Here is a 19,157-nt window from a genome sequence, read left to right as displayed (position 1 = left end):
AAAGCCGGCTGAAATCTCGAGCATATCTGCGCACGTACCGCCGAAGGCACTCACACCCGCAAACAGAGCGAGCGCTGAGACGAGAGCCAAAACCAGTACGTATCCGTTCATCAAAACCTCACGGGCGGAACCGACCTTGATGGTCCCGCTCGACCTCGAAAACTTACCGCGCCGCCATCTGCGGCTCGGCGACAACCCGGATGAGAGCCGAGCTCTGTGCGCTCGTACGATTCTCGATGGTGATTGTCCGGGAAACTTTGCGGGCCGCGGCCTTGCCGGTCAGGCATTCGGACGCGACGTAGGGCCAGGTCTGGCAGGAGTTCTGCTGAACCAGCAGATCGCCCTTCTTGGCACCGATCTCGTGGCGGATGCCCGACTGTCCGATTGCATCGAACGCCTGGGCGACGGCCATGTCCGGGTGACGGGCCTCGACCTTGGCGGGGGCCGCCGTGGTCAGGGTGGTGAAGCTGCACGCAACGACCCAAACGACCGTCAGGGCAGCTGCCTGAACGAGTGAGTTTTTGGCCAGGTGGTTCATTGTCCCGTCTCCCCGAGGCCAGTTCTTGGCCCCACTTCGATGAAACCGTTTTAGGGGCTCACCATTTCGGGAGGTTTGCGCGCGTTAAGGAATGAGGTTTCAAGATTGCGAGAAATGTTTCTTCCCACCCCTCGGGAAGAAACAATTGGCCGTTTTCGGCCCTCAGATGTCTTTTTCGTCGGGGGAGAAGACGTAGCCGGCGCCGCGCACCGTGCGGATCACCCGCGGATTGCCGGGGTCGGGCTCTATCTTCTTGCGAATTCTTGTGATTCTCACGTCGATCGCGCGGTCGAAAGCATCCGCATCGCGGGCATTGGCAAGGTCCAGAAGGCGCTCGCGGGACAGCACTCTTTTGGGGTGGTCGGCGAAGGCCTTCAGGAGCGTGAATTCCGAATTGGTGAGGGGGTGTTCCTCGCCTTTTTCATCGCGCAGCGTGCGGCTCGCCATATCGAGCCATTTGGTCCCGATCTTGACGGTTTCCGAGGCAGTGCCGCCGCCGGCTGCTGCTCCCCCGCCGGCGCTGCGGCGCAGGACCGAACGGATGCGGGCGAGAAGTTCTCGCAGTTCCGCGGGCTTTGCCAGATAGTCGTCGGCGCCAAGTTCGAGGCCGACGACGCGGTCGATCGGGCTTGCCGTCGCCGTCAGCATGATCACGGGAAGGCGCGGCTTTTCCTGCTTCAGGAAGCGGATCAGCGACAGGCCGTCTTCTTCCGGCATGTTGAGATCGAGGACGACGAGATCGGGCGTGTCCTTCTTGACATGCGCGCGCAGAGCCGGGCCGCCGTCGCACAGCGTCACGACGAAGCCGTGCAGCTTCAAATAATCGCCGATCATGTCGCGGGCCGCAGCCTCGTCGTCGACGACTACGATCTTATGGGTTTGATTCTGACTCATGGGCCCGTCTGTGAGGCAGCGACAGGGTGAAACGGGCGCCGCCAAGGGGGCCTTTATCGACCAGGATGGCGCCGCCATGCAAATCGACGATTCGCTTGACGATGGATAGTCCAAGACCGGTCGAGCTTTCGCCCCCGGTGGGCTTGGCCGACAGGCGCTGGAAGCGGCCGAACAGTCGGCCTTCGTCTTCCGGCGACAGGCCGGGGCCCGAATCCGAGATCGAGACGACGGCGCCTTCCTGATCACCGATCACATCGACCAGAATCTCGCCCTTCAGCGGTGAGTATTTCACGGCGTTGGACAGAAGATTGTCGATCGCCTCGCGCAGGCGGTCGGCATCGCCCCAGGTCATGAGTTCGTCCGGCGCAGTCAGCGTGATCGTTTGTTCCTTGCGCTCGCCGAGCGTCCGGTTGGCCTCGACCGTTTCCGCGACGAGTTTTGCCAAGTCGAAATGATCATGGCGCAGCGCGATATTGTCCGCATCCTTCATCGCATCGCCGATCAGGCTGTCGATCATCTCGATCAGCCGATGCACCGCTTTGCGGATATGGCTGATCTGCTGCTCGGCCTGTTCGGCGGGGAGCGGCGACATGGACAGAAATTCGGTGAGCATCTCCGTGCGGCCAAGCACGACCGCGAGCGGATTTTTCAGATCGTGCGCGACGGTGCCGAGAACTTCGCTCTTAAAGGTCGCAGCGGTGCGCAGGCGCGACCACTGTAGCTCGAGCCGCTCATTGGCGGTCGAAAGCTCGCGCGTTCTGATTTCGACGCGCTGTTCGAGATTTGCGTTGGCTTCCTGCAGCTGGTCGTAAAGCGACACATTGTCGAAGGCGATGGCGAGGCGGCTGCAGAACACTTCAACAAGCGCGCGATCGGTGTCCGACAGATGTTTGGTCGCGTCGAGCAAAACGACGATCTCGCGGCCGCTCGCGGTGCGCAGATACAAAAGCGTGCGGCCGTCGAGGAAGGAATGTTTGCGGTCCGAGAAGGCGCGTTCGATCAGCTGGCTGAGATCGCGCGTGATGGCCGCTCGGCGCTCGATAGTCGCAAAATCGCGATAGGTGCCGGAGCCAGCGAGAACACGGAAATCGGAATTGTCGCTTTCCTCGCGCAGCACCAGCATGCCGGCGCAATCGGCATCGATCAGCGAAGAGAGCTGAGTAAGAACGCCTTCGGAAAATTTATTCAGCGAGCCCGTTTCGAAAACATCGGAAGCCGCCTCGACGATGATCTCGAGGCCGCGGCGCGTCTCGGTCAGGCGCTTGAGCTGCTCATAGCTGCGTAGCGCCGCCGTCATCGCGGTGAAGAGCTTGTCGGCGGTGAGTTCGGTTTTCGCTTTGTAGTCGTTGATATCGTAATCGACGATCACGCGGCGCTCGGGTGCCTGGCCCGGTTGGCCGGTGCGCAGGATGATGCGGCAGATTTCGTTCTTCAGTTCGGTGCGGATGTATTCGACGAGTTCGAGACCCGCGGAGTCATGCTCCATCACGACGTCGAGCAGAATGACCGCAATGTCGGGATGTGCCTTGAGAAGCTCGCGACCTTCGCGCGCCGAATGCGCGGGCAGAAGTTCGAGCCGTCTTCCGTTGAGCTGATAATCCTGCAGCGCGAAGCGCGTGCCGCTATGCACGGCAGGGTCGTCGTCAATGACGGCGACCTTCCACCGCGCAAGCGGTAGCGACGGCGGTTCGGGCCCGTCGTCGACGAGTAGGATAAATTCGCTTTGCGCCATGCCCAGCCTATAGGCCTATTTTCCCTTATTTTCCACGACGCAACAATGAGTTTGTGCCGGGTTTCTCTAAATTGGTCGAGTCAGGGAGTGCAAAGGTTCAAACGGCCAAATTTATGTCGGCGATAATGGGCAGGTGGTCGGAAAATCGGGCCCCTTCGGGGTCCGTACGGCTGTTGCGGAGGGCGGAAGCTGGGCGGCAGAACACCCGGTCGAGCCGCATGACTGGAAAGAAGCTCGGCCAGGTCCGGTGCTGGGTCAAAGCCGGGAAGCCGCCGGACAGGGCCTTCTGAACTGCCCCGTGCCGCGTCCAGTCGTTGAAATCGCCAAGCACGATCGCCGGATGCCGGCTTTTCGCCGCCAGCCGCGCCACGGTTTCCGCCTGCTTGCGGCGCTCGCCGAAGGTCAGGCCGAAATGCGAGGCGAAAACCAGGACGCGGCCCGCTGGGGTGTCGATCTCCGCCTCGATGGCGCGGCGCGGTTCGCGGTGGGGGACAGAAATGTCGTGAACTTCGGTCCGTGCCAGAGCCCAGCGGCTCGACAGCATCTGTCCGTATTCACCGCCGTCTTTGGCAATGATGGTCTTGGCCTCGACGGCATGAAAGCCGAGCTGCTGGGTAATGAAGGTGAAGGCCGGCGCATCCCCCGGAGCGCACCGGCGGGAATCCACTTCCTGCAAGGCGACGATGTCCGGCTCCCAGCGCCGGATGAGCCCGACGACCGGCGCGAGGTCGGACCGGCCGGCTTTGCCGATCCGCCCGCCCTGAATGTTCCAGGTCAGAACACGCACATTCACGCGCGGGCGCCTCGTATCCGCGTGACAAAGAGCTGAAGTCCGAAGGACAGGCAGACCCAGCCGACGACGAGTGCAATGAACAGGAAGACGTCGGCAACGCTCGGATCGGCGAGCACGCGGAAGATCTGATTGCCGAGCGAGGACAGAACGATGAGGCCGGGCAGAAGGCCAAGCGCCGTGCCAATCAGAAAATCGGTGAAGCGGATGCCGCTGGCGCCGGCCACGAGATTGACGACCGTGAAGGGCGCGACCGGCACGAGGCGGACAGCCGCGACCGCGAGTACGCCCTTTTCGGCGACGCGGCGCGTCACGCGATTGAGCCTCGGACCGACAAATTTGCGCAGGGCCGATTTGCCGACGCGCGCGCCGACAAGATAGGTCGTCAGCGAACTCGCGACGGCGCCTGCGGCGGCATAGATGAGCCCGAGCCACGGACCGAACGCCCCGGCGGTAACGGCGATGAGAATGGTCAGCGGAAAGAGCACAAAGCCTGCGGCGACGAAGACGCCGATAACGAGGACCGGTCCCCAATAACTTTCCGCGACGGCGACGGCATGGGAGCGCAGCGTGTCGGGATCTGTCAGCTCGGATAGCGGCGTGTAGCGCCAGGCGAGCACGAGCGCGATGACAATGAGGCAGCCGATGGCGACCTGAATGCTGTGCGAGATGTGACGGTAGGGCACGCGCTCGCCCATCAGATGGGTGATGAAGGTCTCGATGCCGACCGTGCGTTCGGGATCGGCAACGGCGGTCACGGCGGCCGCTATCTCCTTCGGATCGGGTTCGCCATCCTCGACCGGGCACAAAGAATGACCGCGCGCCGTCAGCGTGTCGGCGGTTTTCAGCAGCGAATGCGTTTCTTTCAGGCTTGCCGCGATGTCTTTGGCGGTGACGCCGCAATGTTCGGCGAGCAGTGTGTCGCGCAGATGGGCAATGACCGCGCGTGTCTCATCGTCCGCGGCCTCAATGGACAGATCGCATTCGGTGTCCGTGCCCATCGACCGGTTGTTGAGATTGGCCGAGCCGACGCGCAGGAACACGTCATCAATAATCATCACCTTGGAATGGACCATGGTGTCGGTGACGTTCTCGCCGCAGACGACTTTCGGATAGAGAAAGCGCACGCGGTTTTCTAAGTCCGGCGCGTCGAAAATCTTCCGGAAGGCGATGCGGCCGATGCGCATCGTGCGCGCCTCGATCCAGCTTTCATGCGTGTGCGGGGCGATGAAAATGGCCTCAAGCTCCGGCTTTTCGCGCATGCGCTCGGCGATGCGCTCGGCGACATTGAGCCGGGTCAGAAACTGGTTTTCGATATAGATCGTGCGCTCGGCAAGAGCGACGGAATCGAGAAACAGCTGCTCGACCTCATCTTGCTCGGGGATCTGATCGTAGCGCGGCTGGGTCAGCGAAATGCCGATATCGATATTGCGGAAATCCGCCTCGATCGCCTCCGGCCAGCAGTCGCTGCATTCGCGCACATCGTGGACGCTTTCGAGCGTCGCGCGCTTCCAGCGGATGCGCGCCAGCTCGCCGATGCGTTTTGCCGCCGGCCCGTCGACCATCATCTGCACATCGTGGAAGGGCCGGTAGGGCTTGCCGGCCGTGTCCTTGCGCTTGGGATTGTCGAAGTCGTGTTCGCAGGTGTCCCAGCGGCGGTGGGTGATGTCGAGCCCGCCGGAAAAGGCCAGGCAATCGTCGATCACGACGATTTTCTGGTGATGGGCCGAGCCCAAGGGCAGGGCGTCGTCCAGACATAGCTGGATGCGCTCGGGCATCTTCCAGCCAAGACTGAGCGCCGGGAAAATTTCGCGCTCGGTCGAATAGAGAACCGAGAAGTCCCAGAGAAGAATATTGATCTGAAGGTTCGGGCGCTCCTTTATCAGGGCGCACAGGAACTCGCAGAACGGTTCGGGATAGCCGTCTTCGGCGCAGCCGCTCTCGCCGACCAGTGGCACGCGGCTGTTGATGTCCCAGCCGATGACGAAAACAGTGTGGCGGGCTTTTTTGAGCGCCTCGCGCAGCGCGCCGAAATAGGGCGCCGCGTCGATCAGCACCTTGGCGCGCTCCGCACGGTCGACATTCCAGACATTTCGGCCGGGGGTGAAGAGGGTCATGAGGTTCCGCTGAAAAGGAATGATCATGTCCTAAACGCCAAAACCCGCCGAAGGTGCCGTGTGTATTTAATCCTATGAAAGTTAAGCCGCCCCGAGCAATGTGACAGGTTTTGACTTTTGTCCGATCCCTGTCATGTCACTGTCACCTAGTCATGGCCTCGTCCCTGCAAACAGGGGTTAAAACCATGTCCTCGACCGTAGACGGGAAAGCGGGTTTGACTTCGATCGGCTCAACGATCCTCGATCGGCTGCGTGCCAATCGCGCGGCCATCGCGGCCTCCGTTCTCTTGTTTGTGACCGCGGCAACGCTCGGCCTTGTTTCGCCCTGGGGCGCGGTTCTGTGCACCGCCATTGTCACCCTTGCGGCGCTCGCCATTCCGCCCGCGACCGACCGTGCTTTGCCGAACGAATGGAAACCCGGCGCCTCCGACGATCCGGCCTCCGCGGCCATGCTCGAAGCTTTGCTGGAACCTGCGATTCTTCTCACGGCGCGGGGCACGGTGTTCGGCTTCAATACGGCAGCAACGCATGCGGTCGGCGGCTTGAAGCGCGGGGACCCTGTGTCCTTCTGGATCAGGACGCCCGAAATCCTCGAAGCCGTGCGCGAAGTCGGCGCCGGGGGAGAAGGCCGTGTCGTTGAATATGTCGAACGCGTGCCGGTCGACCGCTGGATCGAAGCGCGGATCGGTCCGGTCTGGCTCAATCAGGCCGATCGCGATGACGGCCAGCCGCAATTCGTCATGGTGGCGCTGCACGATCTGACGCATCTGCGCCGAGCCGAGCGGATGCGCGTTGATTTCGTCGCCAATGCCAGCCATGAGCTGCGCACGCCGCTGGCCGCTTTGCTCGGTTTTATCGAGACTTTGCAGGGGCCGGCGCGCAACGACGTCGAGGCGCGCGGGCGTTTTCTCGACATCATGAAGAGCCAGGCGGCGCGCATGTCGCGGCTGGTCGACGATCTGCTTCAGCTCTCGCGTATCGAGCAGCGCCAGCATTTGAGGCCGCAGGATCCGGTCGATCTCGTCGAGATCACCAAAAGTGTCCTCGACAGTCTCGCGCCGCTGGCCGCCGAGCGCGATGTCGAGATCGTCACCTCTTTCCCGGACGGCAAGGCGCCGGCGCGCGGCGACCGCGACGAGCTGATCCGCGTCGTCGAGAACCTCGTCGAGAACGGGATCAAATACGGCCAGTCCGGCAAACGGGTCGATGTGACGGTCAGGACCGACAGCCGCGAAGCCCGGGTCATCGTCCGGGACTACGGGTCCGGCATCCCGCCCGAGCATCTGCCGCGCCTGACCGAGCGCTTCTACCGGGTCGATATCGGAGATAGCCGGGAAAAGGGCGGGACGGGCTTAGGCCTTGCTATTGTTAAGCATATTATGGCCCGGCATCGGGGCCGGCTCCTGATCGAGAGCCCCGAGGGCCAGGGCGCCATTTTTACCGCGGTGATTGAGCTCGATGAGGGGAAAACCGGGGCCTGATTGAGGGGCTTTCCGGACTGTCATCGAAGCGTCATTGATCGCTGATTAACAGGTCCCATCTCAGATTGGCTGGCCATGACAGAACACATCGTCAAACAGTTCGACGAGGACCTCAAAAGTCTCAGCGAGATGATCGCGGAGATGGGCGGTCTCGCTGAAAAGCTCGTCGCGGAATCGATTGCCGCGCTCCTCAAGCGCGACATCAACGGCGCCCAGCGCATCATTGCGACCGACCGGGTTATCGACCGGCTGCAGCACCAGATTGAAGAAAAGGCGGTTCTGACGATCGCCAAGCGGCAGCCTATGGCGGTCGATCTTCGCGAAATCGTCGCGGCGCTGCGCGTCTCCAACGACCTTGAGCGCATCGGCGATCTCGCCAAGAACATCGCCAAGCGCGTCATCGCCATTGAGGGTCAGTTGCAGCCGCCGAAAATCGCCGGCGGCGTCGACCATATGGGCGAACTGGTCCTGGCCCAGCTCAAGAAAGTGCTCGACGCCTATTCGGGGCGCGATGCCGGCAAGGCTCTGGAAGTCTGGCAGCGCGACGGCGAGATCGACGCCCTCTACACCTCGCTCTTCCGCGAGCTGCTCACCTATATGATGGAAGATCCGCGCAATATCGGCTTCTCCACCCATCTTCTCTTCTGCGCGAAGAACGTCGAGCGTATCGGCGATCACGCGACGAACATCGCCGAGACGATCAACTATCTCGTCACCGGCGAAATGCTGACGGATGAGCGTCCGAAACAGGACCTCACCTCGACGCTCGCTTTCGGAGGCGCGCAGTAAGATGGCAGCGCGGGTCATGATCGTGGAGGACGAGGAGCCTCTCACCATGCTCCTCCGCTACAATCTCGAAGCCGAAGGCTATGAAGTCGAAAGCGTCGCGCGCGGCGACGAGGCCGAAACGCGGCTGCGCGAGCGCATGCCCGACCTCGTTCTGCTCGATTGGATGCTGCCCGGTATTTCCGGCATCGAGCTCTGCCGCCGTCTGCGTGCCCGCACCGAAACCGAGCGCCTGCCGATCATCATGCTGACGGCGCGCGGCGAAGAAGGTGAGCGCGTGCGCGGTCTTGCGACCGGCGCCGACGATTATGTGGTCAAGCCCTTCTCGGTGCCCGAGCTTGTGGCCCGTGTCCGCAGCCTTCTGCGTAGAGCCAAGCCCGAGCACATCTCTTCGCAGCTGCGGGCCGGCGATATCGAGCTTGACCGCGAAACCAAGCGCGTGCGCCGCTCCGGCCGCGAAATGGATCTCGGCCCGACCGAATTCCGCCTGCTCGAATTTCTGATGCAGACGCCCGGTCGCGTCTTCACCCGTGAGCAATTGCTCGACGGCGTCTGGGGCCATGACGTCTATATCGATGAGCGTACCGTCGACGTGCATGTCGGACGCCTGCGTAAGATCATCAATCGCGGCCGCAAGCCCGATCCGATCCGCACCGTGCGCGGTTCCGGCTATTCCTTTGACGAGAATTTCGCCCGCATGCAGTAAGCGGAAGGCGTTTCAGACGCCTTCGACGATGCGGATGTCGCGCTCGGCGCCACCGGCCAACAATTTCAAAGCATCCTGATAGGCCGGGCTGTCATGAGCGGCCATCGCCGCCTCGACAGAGTCGAACTCGATCAGAACGGTGCGCTGCAGAAGCCCCACTTCATAGACATGCGCTGGGATTCCGCGCGCCAGAATGCGACCGCCGGCCGCCGCGATCGCCGGACCGCTGAGTTTGGCATAGGCCGCAAGCGCATCCGGATTGCCGATCGAACGGTAGGTCGCGACCCAATAGGCTTTGGCCATTTCGTTTTCTCCTTCATGCGCAAACGGCAAAATAAAAGGCCGCATCTTACGATGCGGCCTTTATTGCCTCGGAAACGGCTGCCTTGCTAGGCCGCCGCGGTCCGCCGCCTGCGGTCCGATGCCGGCTGATACGCAAGTTGTGCATGATATCCGCAATAAGAAGAAGCACTATTCGAGCGTGATCCACAGAAACGAAATTCTTCGCTGCCCGGATCGCCCAGCGGCCAGCGGCACATCGCTTCGCGCAGATCCATGATCGTCACGCGTTCGCACGAGACCGGCTCGAGCATCGGGCGCACTTCCGGCTGGATGAACGGCTCGATATCGAGGTCCGGCAGGCGCGAAGGCTGCAGCGCGGTATTGCCCTGCACACGGAACATCGACGCGGGATGCGACGGCGCACGCGGCTTGCGCGGACGCGGCGCGGCGCTCGACACCGTCTTGGCGCGGCCCGACAGGCCGAGACGATGCACCTTGCCGATCACAGCATTGCGGGTGATGCCGCCCAGTTCGCCGGCGATCTGGCTGGCGCTCAACCCCGCCGCCCAGAGCTTCTTGAGAAGCTCTACCCGCTCATCGGTCCAGTTCATCATGGCTCCTGTTCTGTGCGCGGAATCCGGTCGGGACGACCCTCCCGCACCAAAGCGCAAGGGTCGGAGAACCTACCGTCCGTAGTAGTTTTAAAAACGCCGCCGCACGAGATGTCGTGCTTAACGGAAGGTAAACTAGCTAGGCGCAGACTCCCCCGCAAGAGTCTGAACCGTGAACGCTTCGTTTTCCCCACCGTCCGGGAAAAGAGCTCCGAAGCGTCGCCGGGAACGCTGGATTTGCAAGGGGTTGCCGAGAATTTGCCGATGATTGACTATGGCTTCTAGCGCCGTAAAATCGGCGCTGACAGAGGTGCTGCTTTTCGGGGCGGCGCCTCTGCGCTTTTTGGGCCACAGCTCGGCCTGGGGGATTATGACGTGACGTCCGCACTGATGCCGGTTTTTGCGCGTGCCGACCTTGCTTTCGAGCGGGGCGAGGGCGTGTGGCTGATCACTGACACGGGTGAGAGATATCTCGACTTCGGCGCCGGCATCGCGGTGAACGCGCTCGGCCACGCGCATCCTCATCTTGTTGCTGCACTGCAGGGGCAGGCAGCAAAGCTCTGGCACATCTCAAATCTCTACCAGAATCCGGATGGCGAGAGGCTGGCGCAGCGGCTTGTCGAAAACAGCTTCGCCGAAATGGTGTTCTTTGCGAATTCCGGCGCTGAGGCCAATGAAGCCGCTTTGAAAATGGCGCGGAAATATCAATCCGCGGCCGGCCATCCGGAAAAATGGCGCACCATCACCTTTGCCGGCGCTTTCCACGGCCGCACGCTCGCGACGATCTCCGCCGGCGGCAGCGCCAAACATCTCGACGGCTTCGGCCCCAAGGTCGACGGTTTCGACCAGATCGCCGACTTCGACGAGAAGGCCGTGCTCGCTGCGGTCACGCCTGAGACCGCGGCCATTATCATCGAACCGGTGCAAGGCGAGGGCGGCATCCGTCCGGTGCCCGCGAGCTTCCTCAAATTCCTGCGCCGGACCTGCGACGAGAACGATCTCCTTCTCATCTATGACGAAGTGCAGACCGGCATCGGCCGCACCGGCCATCTCTTCGGCTATGAGCTGTCGGGCGTTGCGCCCGATATCATGTCGCTCGCCAAGGGGCTCGGCGGCGGTTTCCCCGTCGGCGCCTGCCTTGCAACGGCAAAAGCCGCGTCCGGCATGACCGCCGGCTCGCACGGCACGACCTTCGGCGGCAATCCGCTCGCCATGGCGGTCGGCAATGCCGTGCTCGACGTCATTCTCGAAAAGGGCTTTCTCGACGCGGTGAAGAAGAAGGGGCTTCTTCTGAAACAGAAGCTCGCCGCCGTCGTCGACCGCCATCCGGCGGCCGTCACCGAAATTCGGGGTGAGGGCCTTATGCTCGGCCTGAAATGCCTTGTTCCCAATAACGAAGTCGTCGCCGCGCTGGCCGAAGGGCATGTCCTCAGCGTGCCGGCCGGAGACAATGTGGTGCGGCTCCTGCCGCCGCTGATCGTCAGCGAAGCCGAGATCGATGAGGGCGTCGAGAAGATCGACGCCGCCCTCGGCGCGCTGGAGAAAAAACTGGCTCAGGGCCTGAGTGCCGCCGAATGAAAGAAGACGTCGTGACCAAGCCTTCGCGTAACTTCCTGGATCTGTCGGATTTTTCGGGCGCGACTCTGCGCACCATTCTGGAGGCCGGCAAGGCGATGAAAGCCCGCCGCCGCACTAAAGCGGCGGTGGCCGATCGCGTGCTCGAGGGCAAGAATGTCGTTCTGATCTTCGAGCAGCCGAGCCTTCGTACCCGAATGTCGTTCGAGGTTGGCATCCGCGATCTCGGCGGCAGCCCAATCATGGTGACCGGCAAAGAGATCGAACTCGGCGAACGCGAGGCGCTCAAGGACACGGCTCACGTCATGTCGCGCTATGCCGACGCCATCATGATCCGCATGCTCGACCACGCGAAGCTGGCCGAATTTGCCCAGTGGGCCGAAGTGCCGGTGATCAACGGCCTGACCAAGAGCTCCCATCCCTGCCAGGTCATGGCGGATGTGATGACCTTTGAAGAACGTCTCGGTTCGATCAAGGACCGCACCGTCGCCTGGACGGGCGACGCCAATAATGTGCTGGCCTCCTGGATCCATGCGGCTGCGCGCTTTGGGTTCAAGATGCGCATTGCCACCCCCAAGGAGCTGGCGCCCAAGCCCGAGCTGATCGCCTGGGCCAAGACGGAAGGCGCCTCCATCGAGCTGACGCAGGACGCCTTTGCGGCGGTCGACGGGGCCGATGCGGTGGTCACCGACACCTGGGTGTCGATGGGCGATGCCGAGAAGGAGCGCCGCCACAACCTTCTCCAGCCCTATCAGGTCAACGCCCGCCTGTTGAAAGCGGCGCAGCGCGACGCCATCTTCCTGCATTGCCTGCCCGCGCATCGTGGAGATGAGGTCACCGATGAGGTGATCGACAGTCCGCAATCGGCCGTCCTCGACGAGGCCGAAAACCGGCTCCACGCGCAAAAGGGTGTTTTGGCCTGGTGCTTTGACCGGCTCCCGGCCTGATTTGTGAATGTTCTCGGGTCCGCCCGGGACCCAGGGACAAACATGCTCGCGAATTCCGATGACCGCATCCTGCCCTTTCAGGTCGAAGGGCTCGACGTGCGCGGCCGCGTGGTGCGGCTCGGCCCGTCGATCGACACCGTTCTGGCGCGCCACGACTATCCGGCGCCGGTGTCCAAAGTGCTCGGCGAAGCCGTGGCGCTCACCGTTCTGCTCGGCTCCTCGTTGAAGCTCGACGGCCGCTTCCAGCTGCAGACGCGCAGCGACGGCCCGATCGATATGCTCGTCGTCGATTTCGAAGCGCCGGACCGCGTGCGCGCCTATGCGCGTTTCGACAAAGAGCGTCTTGAAGCCGCGAATGGCGCGCCGACGGGAGAACTCCTCGGCAAAGGCCATCTTGCCATGACCATCGATCCGGGCGCCGAGATGTCGCGCTATCAGGGCGTCGTGCCGCTCGACGGTGCGGGGCTCGAAGATGCCGCGCATGAATATTTCAAGCAGTCGGAGCAAATTCCGACCCGCGTAAGGCTCGCGGTCGCCGAAGCGTTCGGCTCGGGCGAGCATGCCTGGCGCGCCGGCGGCATTCTCGTGCAGTTTTTGCCGGAAGCCGGCGAGAGCGTGCGCGATCTGCCGGGCGGCGATGTGCCGGAGGGCATTACCCCGCCCGCCGACGACGAAGATGCGTGGACGGAAGCAAAATCGCTCGTCGAGACGGTCGAAGATCACGAGCTGATCGATCCGACGATTGCGAGCGAGGAGCTTCTCTACCGGCTCTTCCATGAACGCGGCGTGCGCGTCTTCCAGCAGCAGGAGGTTCGCCATTCCTGCCGCTGTTCGGATGAGCGCATCCTCGGCATGCTGAAAAGCTTCACCGATGAGGAGAAGCGCTCGATGATCGACGATGACGGGCAGATCAACGTCACCTGCGAATTCTGCTCGACGAAATACACCGTCTCGCCCAGCGAGATCGGCATCGAGACGAACTGAAAATCACGGAATATCCGGCGCCTCAGGCGGCGCCGGATGCGTGATCAGGCGCGCGCCGCGGCCGAAGGTCAGATACGACCACAGCCAGTCGACCGAGACGGATATCCGGTTCCTGAAATCGATCAGGAAGAAAATGTGCACGAAGCCCCAGAAAAACCAGGCGATCGTGCCCCAGAGCTTTATCCGGCCGAGATCGGCAACCGCTTCGCTTCGTCCGATCGTCGCGAGATTGCCCTGGTTTATGTAGCGGAAAGGGTCGGTACTCTCCGGCTTTCCCGCAAGGCGCGCGGCGATCTTCTTCGCGACGAACTTGCCCTGCTGTTTGGCGGCGGCAGCGATGCCGGGAACCGGTGATCCGTCCGCCGTAAAGACAGCGGCATTGTCGCCGATCACAAAAACATTGGGCTGGCCGGCGATGCTGAGATCGGGTTCGACCACAACGCGCCCCGCACGATCCTGTTTTGCGCCGAGCCATCCGCCAACGGGCGCGGCTTTCACGCCGGCGGCCCAGATGATGGTGCGACAGGGAATGTGTTCGGTGCCGAGTTCGATGCGGTCGTTCCGGCATTCGGTGACCGCGCTGCCGGTGCGGACGATGACGCCGAGCCGCTCCAAACCCTGCTGCGCTTTCGAAGAGAGCTTTTCCGGCATGCTGGCGAGAATGCGCGGTCCCGCTTCGATCAGGATGACGCGCGAGCGCGTCGTGTCGATATTGCGGAATTCAGCTTTAAGCGTTCGGAAAGCGAGTTCCACGATGGAGCCCGCCATCTCTACGCCGGTCGGCCCACCCCCGACAATGCAGAAGGTCAGCAGCGCCTCGCGCTCCTCATCGGTGCGTGCGATCTCGGCGCGCTCGAACGCATCGAGAATGCGGCGTCTGATATTTGTGGCATCCTCCAGCGACTTCAGCCCCGGCGCCACATCCTTCCAATCGTCGCGACCGAAATAGGCGTGCGAGGCTCCCGCGGCGACAACAAGAAAATCAAAGGGAATGAGCCCGGCATCGCGCGTGACGACATGATTGCCTTCGACGCCGGTCACCTCGTCGAGGATGACGGTGACATTTTTCTGATCGCGAAAAATAAACCGGATGGGCTGGGCGATCTGCGCCGGAGATAAAGCTGCGGTCGCGACCTGATAGAGCAGCGGCTGAAACAGATGATGATTGCGCCGGTCGATCAGCGTGATCTTTGTTTCGGCTTTGTGAAGTTTCTGCGCGACGGTCAGTCCGCCGAATCCGCCGCCGATAATGACGATACGCGGACGCTCAGCATCAGTACGCGGATCCATGACGGTCTCCGGACTCTAAACTCCGCCTATTTTTGGCATTCCTCGACAAGGCGGGCAAGAAAAGCCTCGCCCCGCGCAAGTTCATCGAGTGAAATGAATTCATCCGGCGCATGCGCCTGATCGATGGAGCCCGGGCCGCAGACAACGGTGCCGAGGCCGGCGCGCTGGAAGGAGCCGGCTTCTGTTGCGTACGCGACCGTTGTGGTCGAATTCTTCCCCGCAAGACGCTTTGCGAGTTTTTCGGCTTCCGAACCGTGATCGGGCGCGAGCGCCGGCGCGGTGAGCCAGCGGCGGATATCCACGCTCGATTCCGGCGCGGTCTCGCGCATTTTCGCCAGCACCGGGCCTTCTGCAAAGGCGATGACGCGATCGATGGCCGCTTCCAGATCGCAGCCCGGAACGCCGCGCATGGAAAATTCAATGCGGCAGCGCTCGGCCAGAATATTGTGCGCGGTGCCGCCGTCGAGACGGCCGATATTCAGCGTCGAATAGGGCGGTGTGAAACGGCCCGTCGGATCGCCCGCTGCCTGAAACTCGTCTTTGACTTTGACGAGTTCGGTCATGATTTCCTGTGCGGCGAAAATGGCGCTCGCGCCAAGATGCGGAAGGCTGGAATGGGCGGCGCGTCCGTGGATGATCATGCGCACGCCCGCAATCGACAGATGCGCGTCGACGACTTCCATCAAAGTCGGCTCGCCGACGATGACGGCGTCCGGTTTGGTCCAGGCGACGCCGAGCTCGCGCAGCGCATGGGCGACCCCGTCCATCGAGGTTTCTTCGTCGTAAGTCAGAACGATCTGCACCGCCCGCTTCAGCGGCTTTGCGGTGAGGGCCGGAACGGCCGCGAGCACGACGGCGATAAAGCCTTTCATGTCGCAGGAGCCGCGTCCGTACAGTTTATCGTCGCGTTCGGTGAGGGTGAAGGGATCGCTCGTCCATTGCTGGCCGGTGACTGGCACGACATCGGTGTGGGCGGAGAGCGCGATTGACGGCCCGGTCTCCGGGCCGATGCGGGCAAAGAGCAGCGCCTTGTCGCCCTGCGCATTCGGCACAACGGTCGAGGCGACGCGGTGGCGGCGCAGATAATTCTGCACCCAATCGATCAGCGCGCGGTTCGACAGCTTGCTCGTCGTGTCGAAGGCGACGAGGTCTTTCAGAATGCCGATGGTCTCAGGCGAGGGGCGCATGGTCAGCCTTTACGGACGCCAGAAGCGCGGCAGGAAGAGAATGAGGATCGTGAACAGCTCAAGACGGCCGAGCAGCATCGCGAAAGACAAAATCCAGAGCGCCGGATCGCTGAGCGAGCCGTAATTGCCGACAGGGCCGATGAGGGGCCCGAGGCCCGGCCCGGCATTGGAAAGATTGGCGCCGACCGCCGACAGCGCGGTGCGGAAATCCAGACCCGTCGCGCTGATACCGAGCGTCAGAAGCGCAAAGGCGAGGATATAGACGATGATGAAGGTCGTGACCGAGCGCACGACATCGTCGGGCAGCGTGTGGCCTTCATAGATCAGCGGGAAAACGCCGTTCGGATAAAGCATGCGCCGCATCTGCTGCGCGATGGCTTTGCCGACGATGAGAAAGCGGAGAACCTTGATGCCGCCGGCGGGCGAGCCGGTGCAGCCGCCGATGAACATCAGAAGAAAAAAGATGACATCGGTAAACGGTCCCCACAGCGCATAATCCTGCGTCGCAAGGCCGGTGGTTGAAATCAGGCTGGCGACATGAAACGCCGCCCAGCGGAAGGCGGTGCCGTCGCTCGCAATGCCTGAGATTTCGAGATAGCCCCAGACAAGCGCCGTTGCGATGACGAAGATCGCGAGAAAGAGCCGCACTTCCGAGCTCTCCCAAAGGCGCCCCGGCCGTCCGCGCAGCGCGTGAATGTAGAGAACAAAAGGCAGCGATGCCGCGAGCATGAAGGTGACGGCAATCCAGTCGACCGCCGCATTGTCGAAATAGGCGAGCGATTTGTCGTAAGCGGCAAAGCCGCCGGCCGCGACCGTCGACATGCCGTGGATGAGCGCATCGAAAGGCGTCATGCCGGCGAGCATATAGGCGACAGCGCAGGCAAGATTGAGCGTGAGGTACACGCCGAAAATCCAGCCGGCGATCTGCGCAGCTGCCGGGAATATTTTTTCCGAACGGTCGGAGCTTTCGGCGCGGAAGAGCTGCATGCCGCCGATGCGCAGCATGGGCAGAACGGCAATAGCAATGACGATGACGCCGATGCCGCCGTAAAAATGCAGGATGGCGCGCCACAGCAAAATTCCCGGCGGCAGATTGTCGAGCCCGGCAAGAACGGTCGAGCCTGTCGTCGTGATGCCGGAGGTCGCTTCATAGAAAGCCTGCGTCACGGTGAGTCCCGGCTCGGACCACATGAAGGGCAGGGCGGCAAAGCCGCAGAGCGTCACCCAGGAAATCACAGTGAGAAGAAAAGTCTGCCGCACGGTGAGCACGGTTTTTTCGCTGGTGCGGCCCGACGCCCAGAGCCCGAGGCCGACGAAGATCGACGCGCCGGATGACGCCGCGAACACGACCCAGTCTTTGTGGCCGGCGACAAGATCGGCAATGGCCGGAATGATCATCAGCCCGCCGAGGAGGGCGATGAAGGCGCCGACAATGGTTCGTATGGGCCGAAAATCAGGCACGGCTCACCTGCGAGGAAGAAGGGCGCACGCTATAGCATGTCCCGAGGGAGGGTGCGGGCCGTATCAGTGGACGCTGCGCCGCTCATCGGCGCTGTCGAGCGAAAAGGCCGGAACCTCGGCCTCAAAACTTTCGCCCTCGTCGGTCACCATCACATAATGACCGAGCATGAAGCCGGATGAGGTCGTGAGCGGCACGCCGCTTGTGTAGGAAAAGCTGCTGCCGGGATTGAGCACCGGCTGTTCACCGACAACACCCGGCCCCTCGACCTCCTGCACCTTTCCGGCGCCATCGGTGATTTTCCAGTAGCGCGAGACGAGCTGCACCGTTTCCGCGCCCTGATTTTCGATCTCGATCGAATAGGACCAGACGAAATGGTTCTTGTCCGGGGCGGATTCCTTTTGGAGGAATTTTGGCGTCACGGTAATGCGGATGTCGCGGGTTTTGGCCTGGTACATGGTTGAATTATACGGCCTTATCCGCCTCGCGCCAGTGAACGAAACAGGCCGCCCAGCTATGCCGGACGGCCTTATTTTGTGCCTCAGACGTTCTTGAGGGCGAGGTCGAGGTCCTCGATGAGATCGTCCGGATCTTCGAGGCCGACCGAGAGTCGCAGCATCGCATCGGTGATGCCGAGCTCGGCCCGCGCGTCCGGTGTGAGGCGCTGATGCGTCGTCGTCGCCGGATGGGTGATGAGGCTTTTCGCATCGCCGAGATTGTTGGTGATCTTGACGATCTCCAGCGCGCCTCCAAAAGCGAAAGCTTCCTTCTTCGCGCCCTTGATGTTGAAGCACACAAGAGTCGAGCCGGAACTCATCTGTTTTTTCGCAAGCTTGACCTGCGGGTGATCCTCGCGGAACGGATAGTAGACGCGCGTCACTTTCGGGTGCTTTGCGAGAAAGTCCGCGATCTTGCCCGCGCTCTCAGCCTGCCGCTCGACGCGCAGCGCCAGAGTCTCAAGGCCCTTGAGCATCACCCAGGCATTGAAGGGCGAGAGCGAAGGGCCCGTCTGGCGCAGAAACATCTGCAGCGGGCCGGAGACGAATTCGTTCGAGCCGAGTACGACGCCGCCCAAAACGCGGCCCTGGCCGTCGATATGCTTCGTTGCCGAATAGCAGACGATGTCGGCGCCAAGCGCCAAAGGTTTCTGGAAGATCGGCGTTGCGAACACATTGTCGACGACGAGTTTTGCACCGGCCTTGTGCGCGATCTCGGCGATCGCCGCGATGTCGTAGATTTCGAGCGTCGGATTGGTCGGCGTTTCGAGAAAGAAAGCCTTCGTGTTCGGCTTCACAGCGGCGCGCCAGGCGTCGAGGTCCGCGCCGTTGACGAGCGTCGAGTTGATGCCGAAACGCGGCGCGAGATCTTCCACGATGTAACGGCACGAGCCGAACAAGGCTTTCGCCGCAACGATATGATCGCCGGCGTTCACCCAGGACAGGAGCGAGGCCGTCACCGCCGCCATGCCGGTCGCGGTGGCGCGCGCATCGTCGGCGCCTTCCAGCGAGGCCATGCGCTTTTCGAACATCGACACGGTCGGGTTCGAGAAGCGGGAATATTGGAAGCCCGGATCCGTATTGTTGAAACGGGCCTCGGCCTGCTCCATGGATTCGTAGACATAGCCCTGCGTCAGGAACAGCCCTTCGGATGTCTCTCCGAACTGGCTGCGCAGCGTGCCGTCATGCACCGCAAGGGTTGCGGGTTTCAGCTTGCGGGAGGGCAAATTGGGCTTTTGTGCCATGCGGTCCTCGAATTCGGGGCCGCGGCGCGGCGAGGGG

General features: G+C 62.3%; 18 protein-coding genes. 6 read left to right on the top strand and 12 right to left on the bottom strand.

Going from position 1 to position 19,157, the window contains the following annotated elements; all coding sequences use genetic code 11:
• Positions 1-163: 163 nt before the first annotated feature.
• The 5 genes from IZ6_RS13575 to IZ6_RS13555 form a co-directional block, all read right to left on the bottom strand.
• On the bottom strand, positions 164-538 hold the full coding sequence (locus IZ6_RS13575; protein ID WP_222875578.1) for a hypothetical protein: 375 nt from the start codon (positions 536-538) through the stop codon (positions 164-166).
• A gap of 162 nt (positions 539-700) precedes the next feature.
• Entirely contained in the window at positions 701-1,432 is a 732-nt protein-coding gene (locus IZ6_RS13570; protein WP_222875577.1) for a response regulator, read from the bottom strand.
• On the bottom strand, positions 1,410-3,164 hold the full coding sequence (locus IZ6_RS13565; RefSeq protein ID WP_222875576.1) for an ATP-binding response regulator: 1,755 nt from the start codon (positions 3,162-3,164) through the stop codon (positions 1,410-1,412). The genes IZ6_RS13570 and IZ6_RS13565 overlap by 23 nt, the downstream gene beginning before the upstream one ends.
• 97 nt (positions 3,165-3,261) lie before the next feature.
• Positions 3,262-3,957, bottom strand: coding sequence for an endonuclease/exonuclease/phosphatase family protein (locus IZ6_RS13560; protein WP_222875575.1), 696 nt, complete (start codon positions 3,955-3,957; stop codon positions 3,262-3,264).
• Positions 3,954-6,071, bottom strand: coding sequence for a VTT domain-containing protein (locus IZ6_RS13555; protein WP_222875574.1), 2,118 nt, complete (start codon positions 6,069-6,071; stop codon positions 3,954-3,956). The genes IZ6_RS13560 and IZ6_RS13555 overlap by 4 nt, the downstream gene beginning before the upstream one ends.
• 185 nt (positions 6,072-6,256) lie before the next feature.
• On the opposite strand from IZ6_RS13555, the gene IZ6_RS13550 reads away from it, so the two are divergent.
• From IZ6_RS13550 to phoB, 3 genes are all read left to right on the top strand, one after another.
• A complete protein-coding gene (locus IZ6_RS13550) occupies positions 6,257-7,552 on the top strand; it encodes an ATP-binding protein (RefSeq protein ID WP_222875573.1) in 1,296 nt (431 codons plus the stop codon).
• A gap of 75 nt (positions 7,553-7,627) precedes the next feature.
• Positions 7,628-8,341, top strand: coding sequence for a phosphate signaling complex protein PhoU (gene phoU, locus IZ6_RS13545; protein WP_222875572.1), 714 nt, complete (start codon positions 7,628-7,630; stop codon positions 8,339-8,341).
• A gap of 1 nt (position 8,342) precedes the next feature.
• Positions 8,343-9,044, top strand: coding sequence for a phosphate regulon transcriptional regulator PhoB (gene phoB / locus IZ6_RS13540; RefSeq protein WP_222875571.1), 702 nt, complete (start codon positions 8,343-8,345; stop codon positions 9,042-9,044).
• Between the two features lie 12 nt (positions 9,045-9,056).
• On the opposite strand, the gene IZ6_RS13535 is transcribed toward phoB, so the two are convergent.
• Positions 9,057-9,347: a DUF1330 domain-containing protein gene (locus IZ6_RS13535; protein ID WP_222875570.1), complete on the bottom strand. Its 291-nt coding sequence runs from the start codon at positions 9,345-9,347 to the stop codon at positions 9,057-9,059.
• Positions 9,348-9,433: 86 nt separating this feature from the next.
• A complete protein-coding gene (locus tag IZ6_RS13530) occupies positions 9,434-9,937 on the bottom strand; it encodes a GcrA family cell cycle regulator (RefSeq protein ID WP_222877637.1) in 504 nt (167 codons plus the stop codon).
• A 375-nt stretch (positions 9,938-10,312) separates the two neighbouring features.
• On the opposite strand from IZ6_RS13530, the gene IZ6_RS13525 reads away from it, so the two are divergent.
• Genes IZ6_RS13525 through IZ6_RS13515 form a run of 3 tightly spaced genes read left to right on the top strand, consistent with a single transcriptional unit; the run spans position 10,313 to position 13,443 of the window.
• The gene (locus IZ6_RS13525) at positions 10,313-11,515 is read left to right on the top strand and encodes an aspartate aminotransferase family protein (RefSeq protein ID WP_222875569.1); all 1,203 of its coding nucleotides are present in this window, start codon (positions 10,313-10,315) and stop codon (positions 11,513-11,515) included.
• Entirely contained in the window at positions 11,512-12,459 is a 948-nt protein-coding gene (argF, locus tag IZ6_RS13520; protein ID WP_222875568.1) for an ornithine carbamoyltransferase, read from the top strand. The genes IZ6_RS13525 and argF overlap by 4 nt, the downstream gene beginning before the upstream one ends.
• A gap of 42 nt (positions 12,460-12,501) precedes the next feature.
• Complete coding sequence (locus IZ6_RS13515; protein WP_222875567.1) at positions 12,502-13,443, top strand: Hsp33 family molecular chaperone; 942 nt, start codon at positions 12,502-12,504, stop codon at positions 13,441-13,443.
• A 3-nt stretch (positions 13,444-13,446) separates the two neighbouring features.
• Here IZ6_RS13515 and IZ6_RS13510 read toward each other — a convergent pair whose 3' ends face one another.
• The 5 genes from IZ6_RS13510 to IZ6_RS13490 all read right to left on the bottom strand — a co-directional run bounded on the left by IZ6_RS13510 (position 13,447) and on the right by IZ6_RS13490 (position 19,120).
• Positions 13,447-14,733, bottom strand: coding sequence for an NAD(P)/FAD-dependent oxidoreductase (locus tag IZ6_RS13510; RefSeq protein WP_222875566.1), 1,287 nt, complete (start codon positions 14,731-14,733; stop codon positions 13,447-13,449).
• 26 nt (positions 14,734-14,759) lie between these two features.
• Positions 14,760-15,920 (bottom strand): acetylornithine deacetylase, encoded by a 1,161-nt coding sequence (gene argE / locus IZ6_RS13505; protein WP_222875565.1) that lies wholly within the window; start codon positions 15,918-15,920, stop codon positions 14,760-14,762.
• A 9-nt stretch (positions 15,921-15,929) separates the two neighbouring features.
• A complete protein-coding gene (locus IZ6_RS13500; protein WP_222875564.1) occupies positions 15,930-17,381 on the bottom strand; it encodes a TrkH family potassium uptake protein in 1,452 nt (483 codons plus the stop codon).
• Positions 17,382-17,444: 63 nt separating this feature from the next.
• On the bottom strand, positions 17,445-17,837 hold the full coding sequence (apaG, locus tag IZ6_RS13495; RefSeq protein WP_222875563.1) for a Co2+/Mg2+ efflux protein ApaG: 393 nt from the start codon (positions 17,835-17,837) through the stop codon (positions 17,445-17,447).
• Between the two features lie 83 nt (positions 17,838-17,920).
• Positions 17,921-19,120: an O-succinylhomoserine sulfhydrylase gene (locus IZ6_RS13490; protein WP_222875562.1), complete on the bottom strand. Its 1,200-nt coding sequence runs from the start codon at positions 19,118-19,120 to the stop codon at positions 17,921-17,923.
• Positions 19,121-19,157 lie beyond the last annotated feature (37 nt).

Origin of the sequence: Terrihabitans soli, from assembly GCF_014191545.1 — a bacterium.
In the GTDB taxonomy this organism is placed as follows: Bacteria; Pseudomonadota; Alphaproteobacteria; order Rhizobiales; family Methylopilaceae; genus Flaviflagellibacter; species Flaviflagellibacter soli.
This window is presented reverse-complemented; position numbering and strand designations above follow the sequence as displayed.

Excerpts from the sequence above, each read along its gene's own strand:
- IZ6_RS13575 (WP_222875578.1), bottom strand. The coding sequence starts at position 538 with ATGAACCACCTGGCCAAAAACTCACTCGTTCAGGCAGCTGCCCTGACG.
- IZ6_RS13570 (WP_222875577.1), bottom strand. The coding sequence starts at position 1,432 with ATGAGTCAGAATCAAACCCATAAGATCGTAGTCGTCGACGACGAGGCT.
- IZ6_RS13565 (WP_222875576.1), bottom strand. The coding sequence starts at position 3,164 with ATGGCGCAAAGCGAATTTATCCTACTCGTCGACGACGGGCCCGAACCG.
- IZ6_RS13555 (WP_222875574.1), bottom strand. The coding sequence starts at position 6,071 with ATGACCCTCTTCACCCCCGGCCGAAATGTCTGGAATGTCGACCGTGCG.
- IZ6_RS13550 (WP_222875573.1), top strand. The coding sequence starts at position 6,257 with ATGTCCTCGACCGTAGACGGGAAAGCGGGTTTGACTTCGATCGGCTCA.
- phoU (WP_222875572.1), top strand. The coding sequence starts at position 7,628 with ATGACAGAACACATCGTCAAACAGTTCGACGAGGACCTCAAAAGTCTC.
- phoB (WP_222875571.1), top strand. The coding sequence starts at position 8,343 with ATGGCAGCGCGGGTCATGATCGTGGAGGACGAGGAGCCTCTCACCATG.
- IZ6_RS13535 (WP_222875570.1), bottom strand. The coding sequence starts at position 9,347 with ATGGCCAAAGCCTATTGGGTCGCGACCTACCGTTCGATCGGCAATCCG.
- IZ6_RS13530 (WP_222877637.1), bottom strand. The coding sequence starts at position 9,937 with ATGAACTGGACCGATGAGCGGGTAGAGCTTCTCAAGAAGCTCTGGGCG.
- argF (WP_222875568.1), top strand. The coding sequence starts at position 11,512 with ATGAAAGAAGACGTCGTGACCAAGCCTTCGCGTAACTTCCTGGATCTG.
- IZ6_RS13515 (WP_222875567.1), top strand. The coding sequence starts at position 12,502 with ATGCTCGCGAATTCCGATGACCGCATCCTGCCCTTTCAGGTCGAAGGG.
- IZ6_RS13510 (WP_222875566.1), bottom strand. The coding sequence starts at position 14,733 with ATGGATCCGCGTACTGATGCTGAGCGTCCGCGTATCGTCATTATCGGC.
- argE (WP_222875565.1), bottom strand. The coding sequence starts at position 15,920 with ATGCGCCCCTCGCCTGAGACCATCGGCATTCTGAAAGACCTCGTCGCC.
- apaG (WP_222875563.1), bottom strand. The coding sequence starts at position 17,837 with ATGTACCAGGCCAAAACCCGCGACATCCGCATTACCGTGACGCCAAAA.
- IZ6_RS13490 (WP_222875562.1), bottom strand. The coding sequence starts at position 19,120 with ATGGCACAAAAGCCCAATTTGCCCTCCCGCAAGCTGAAACCCGCAACC.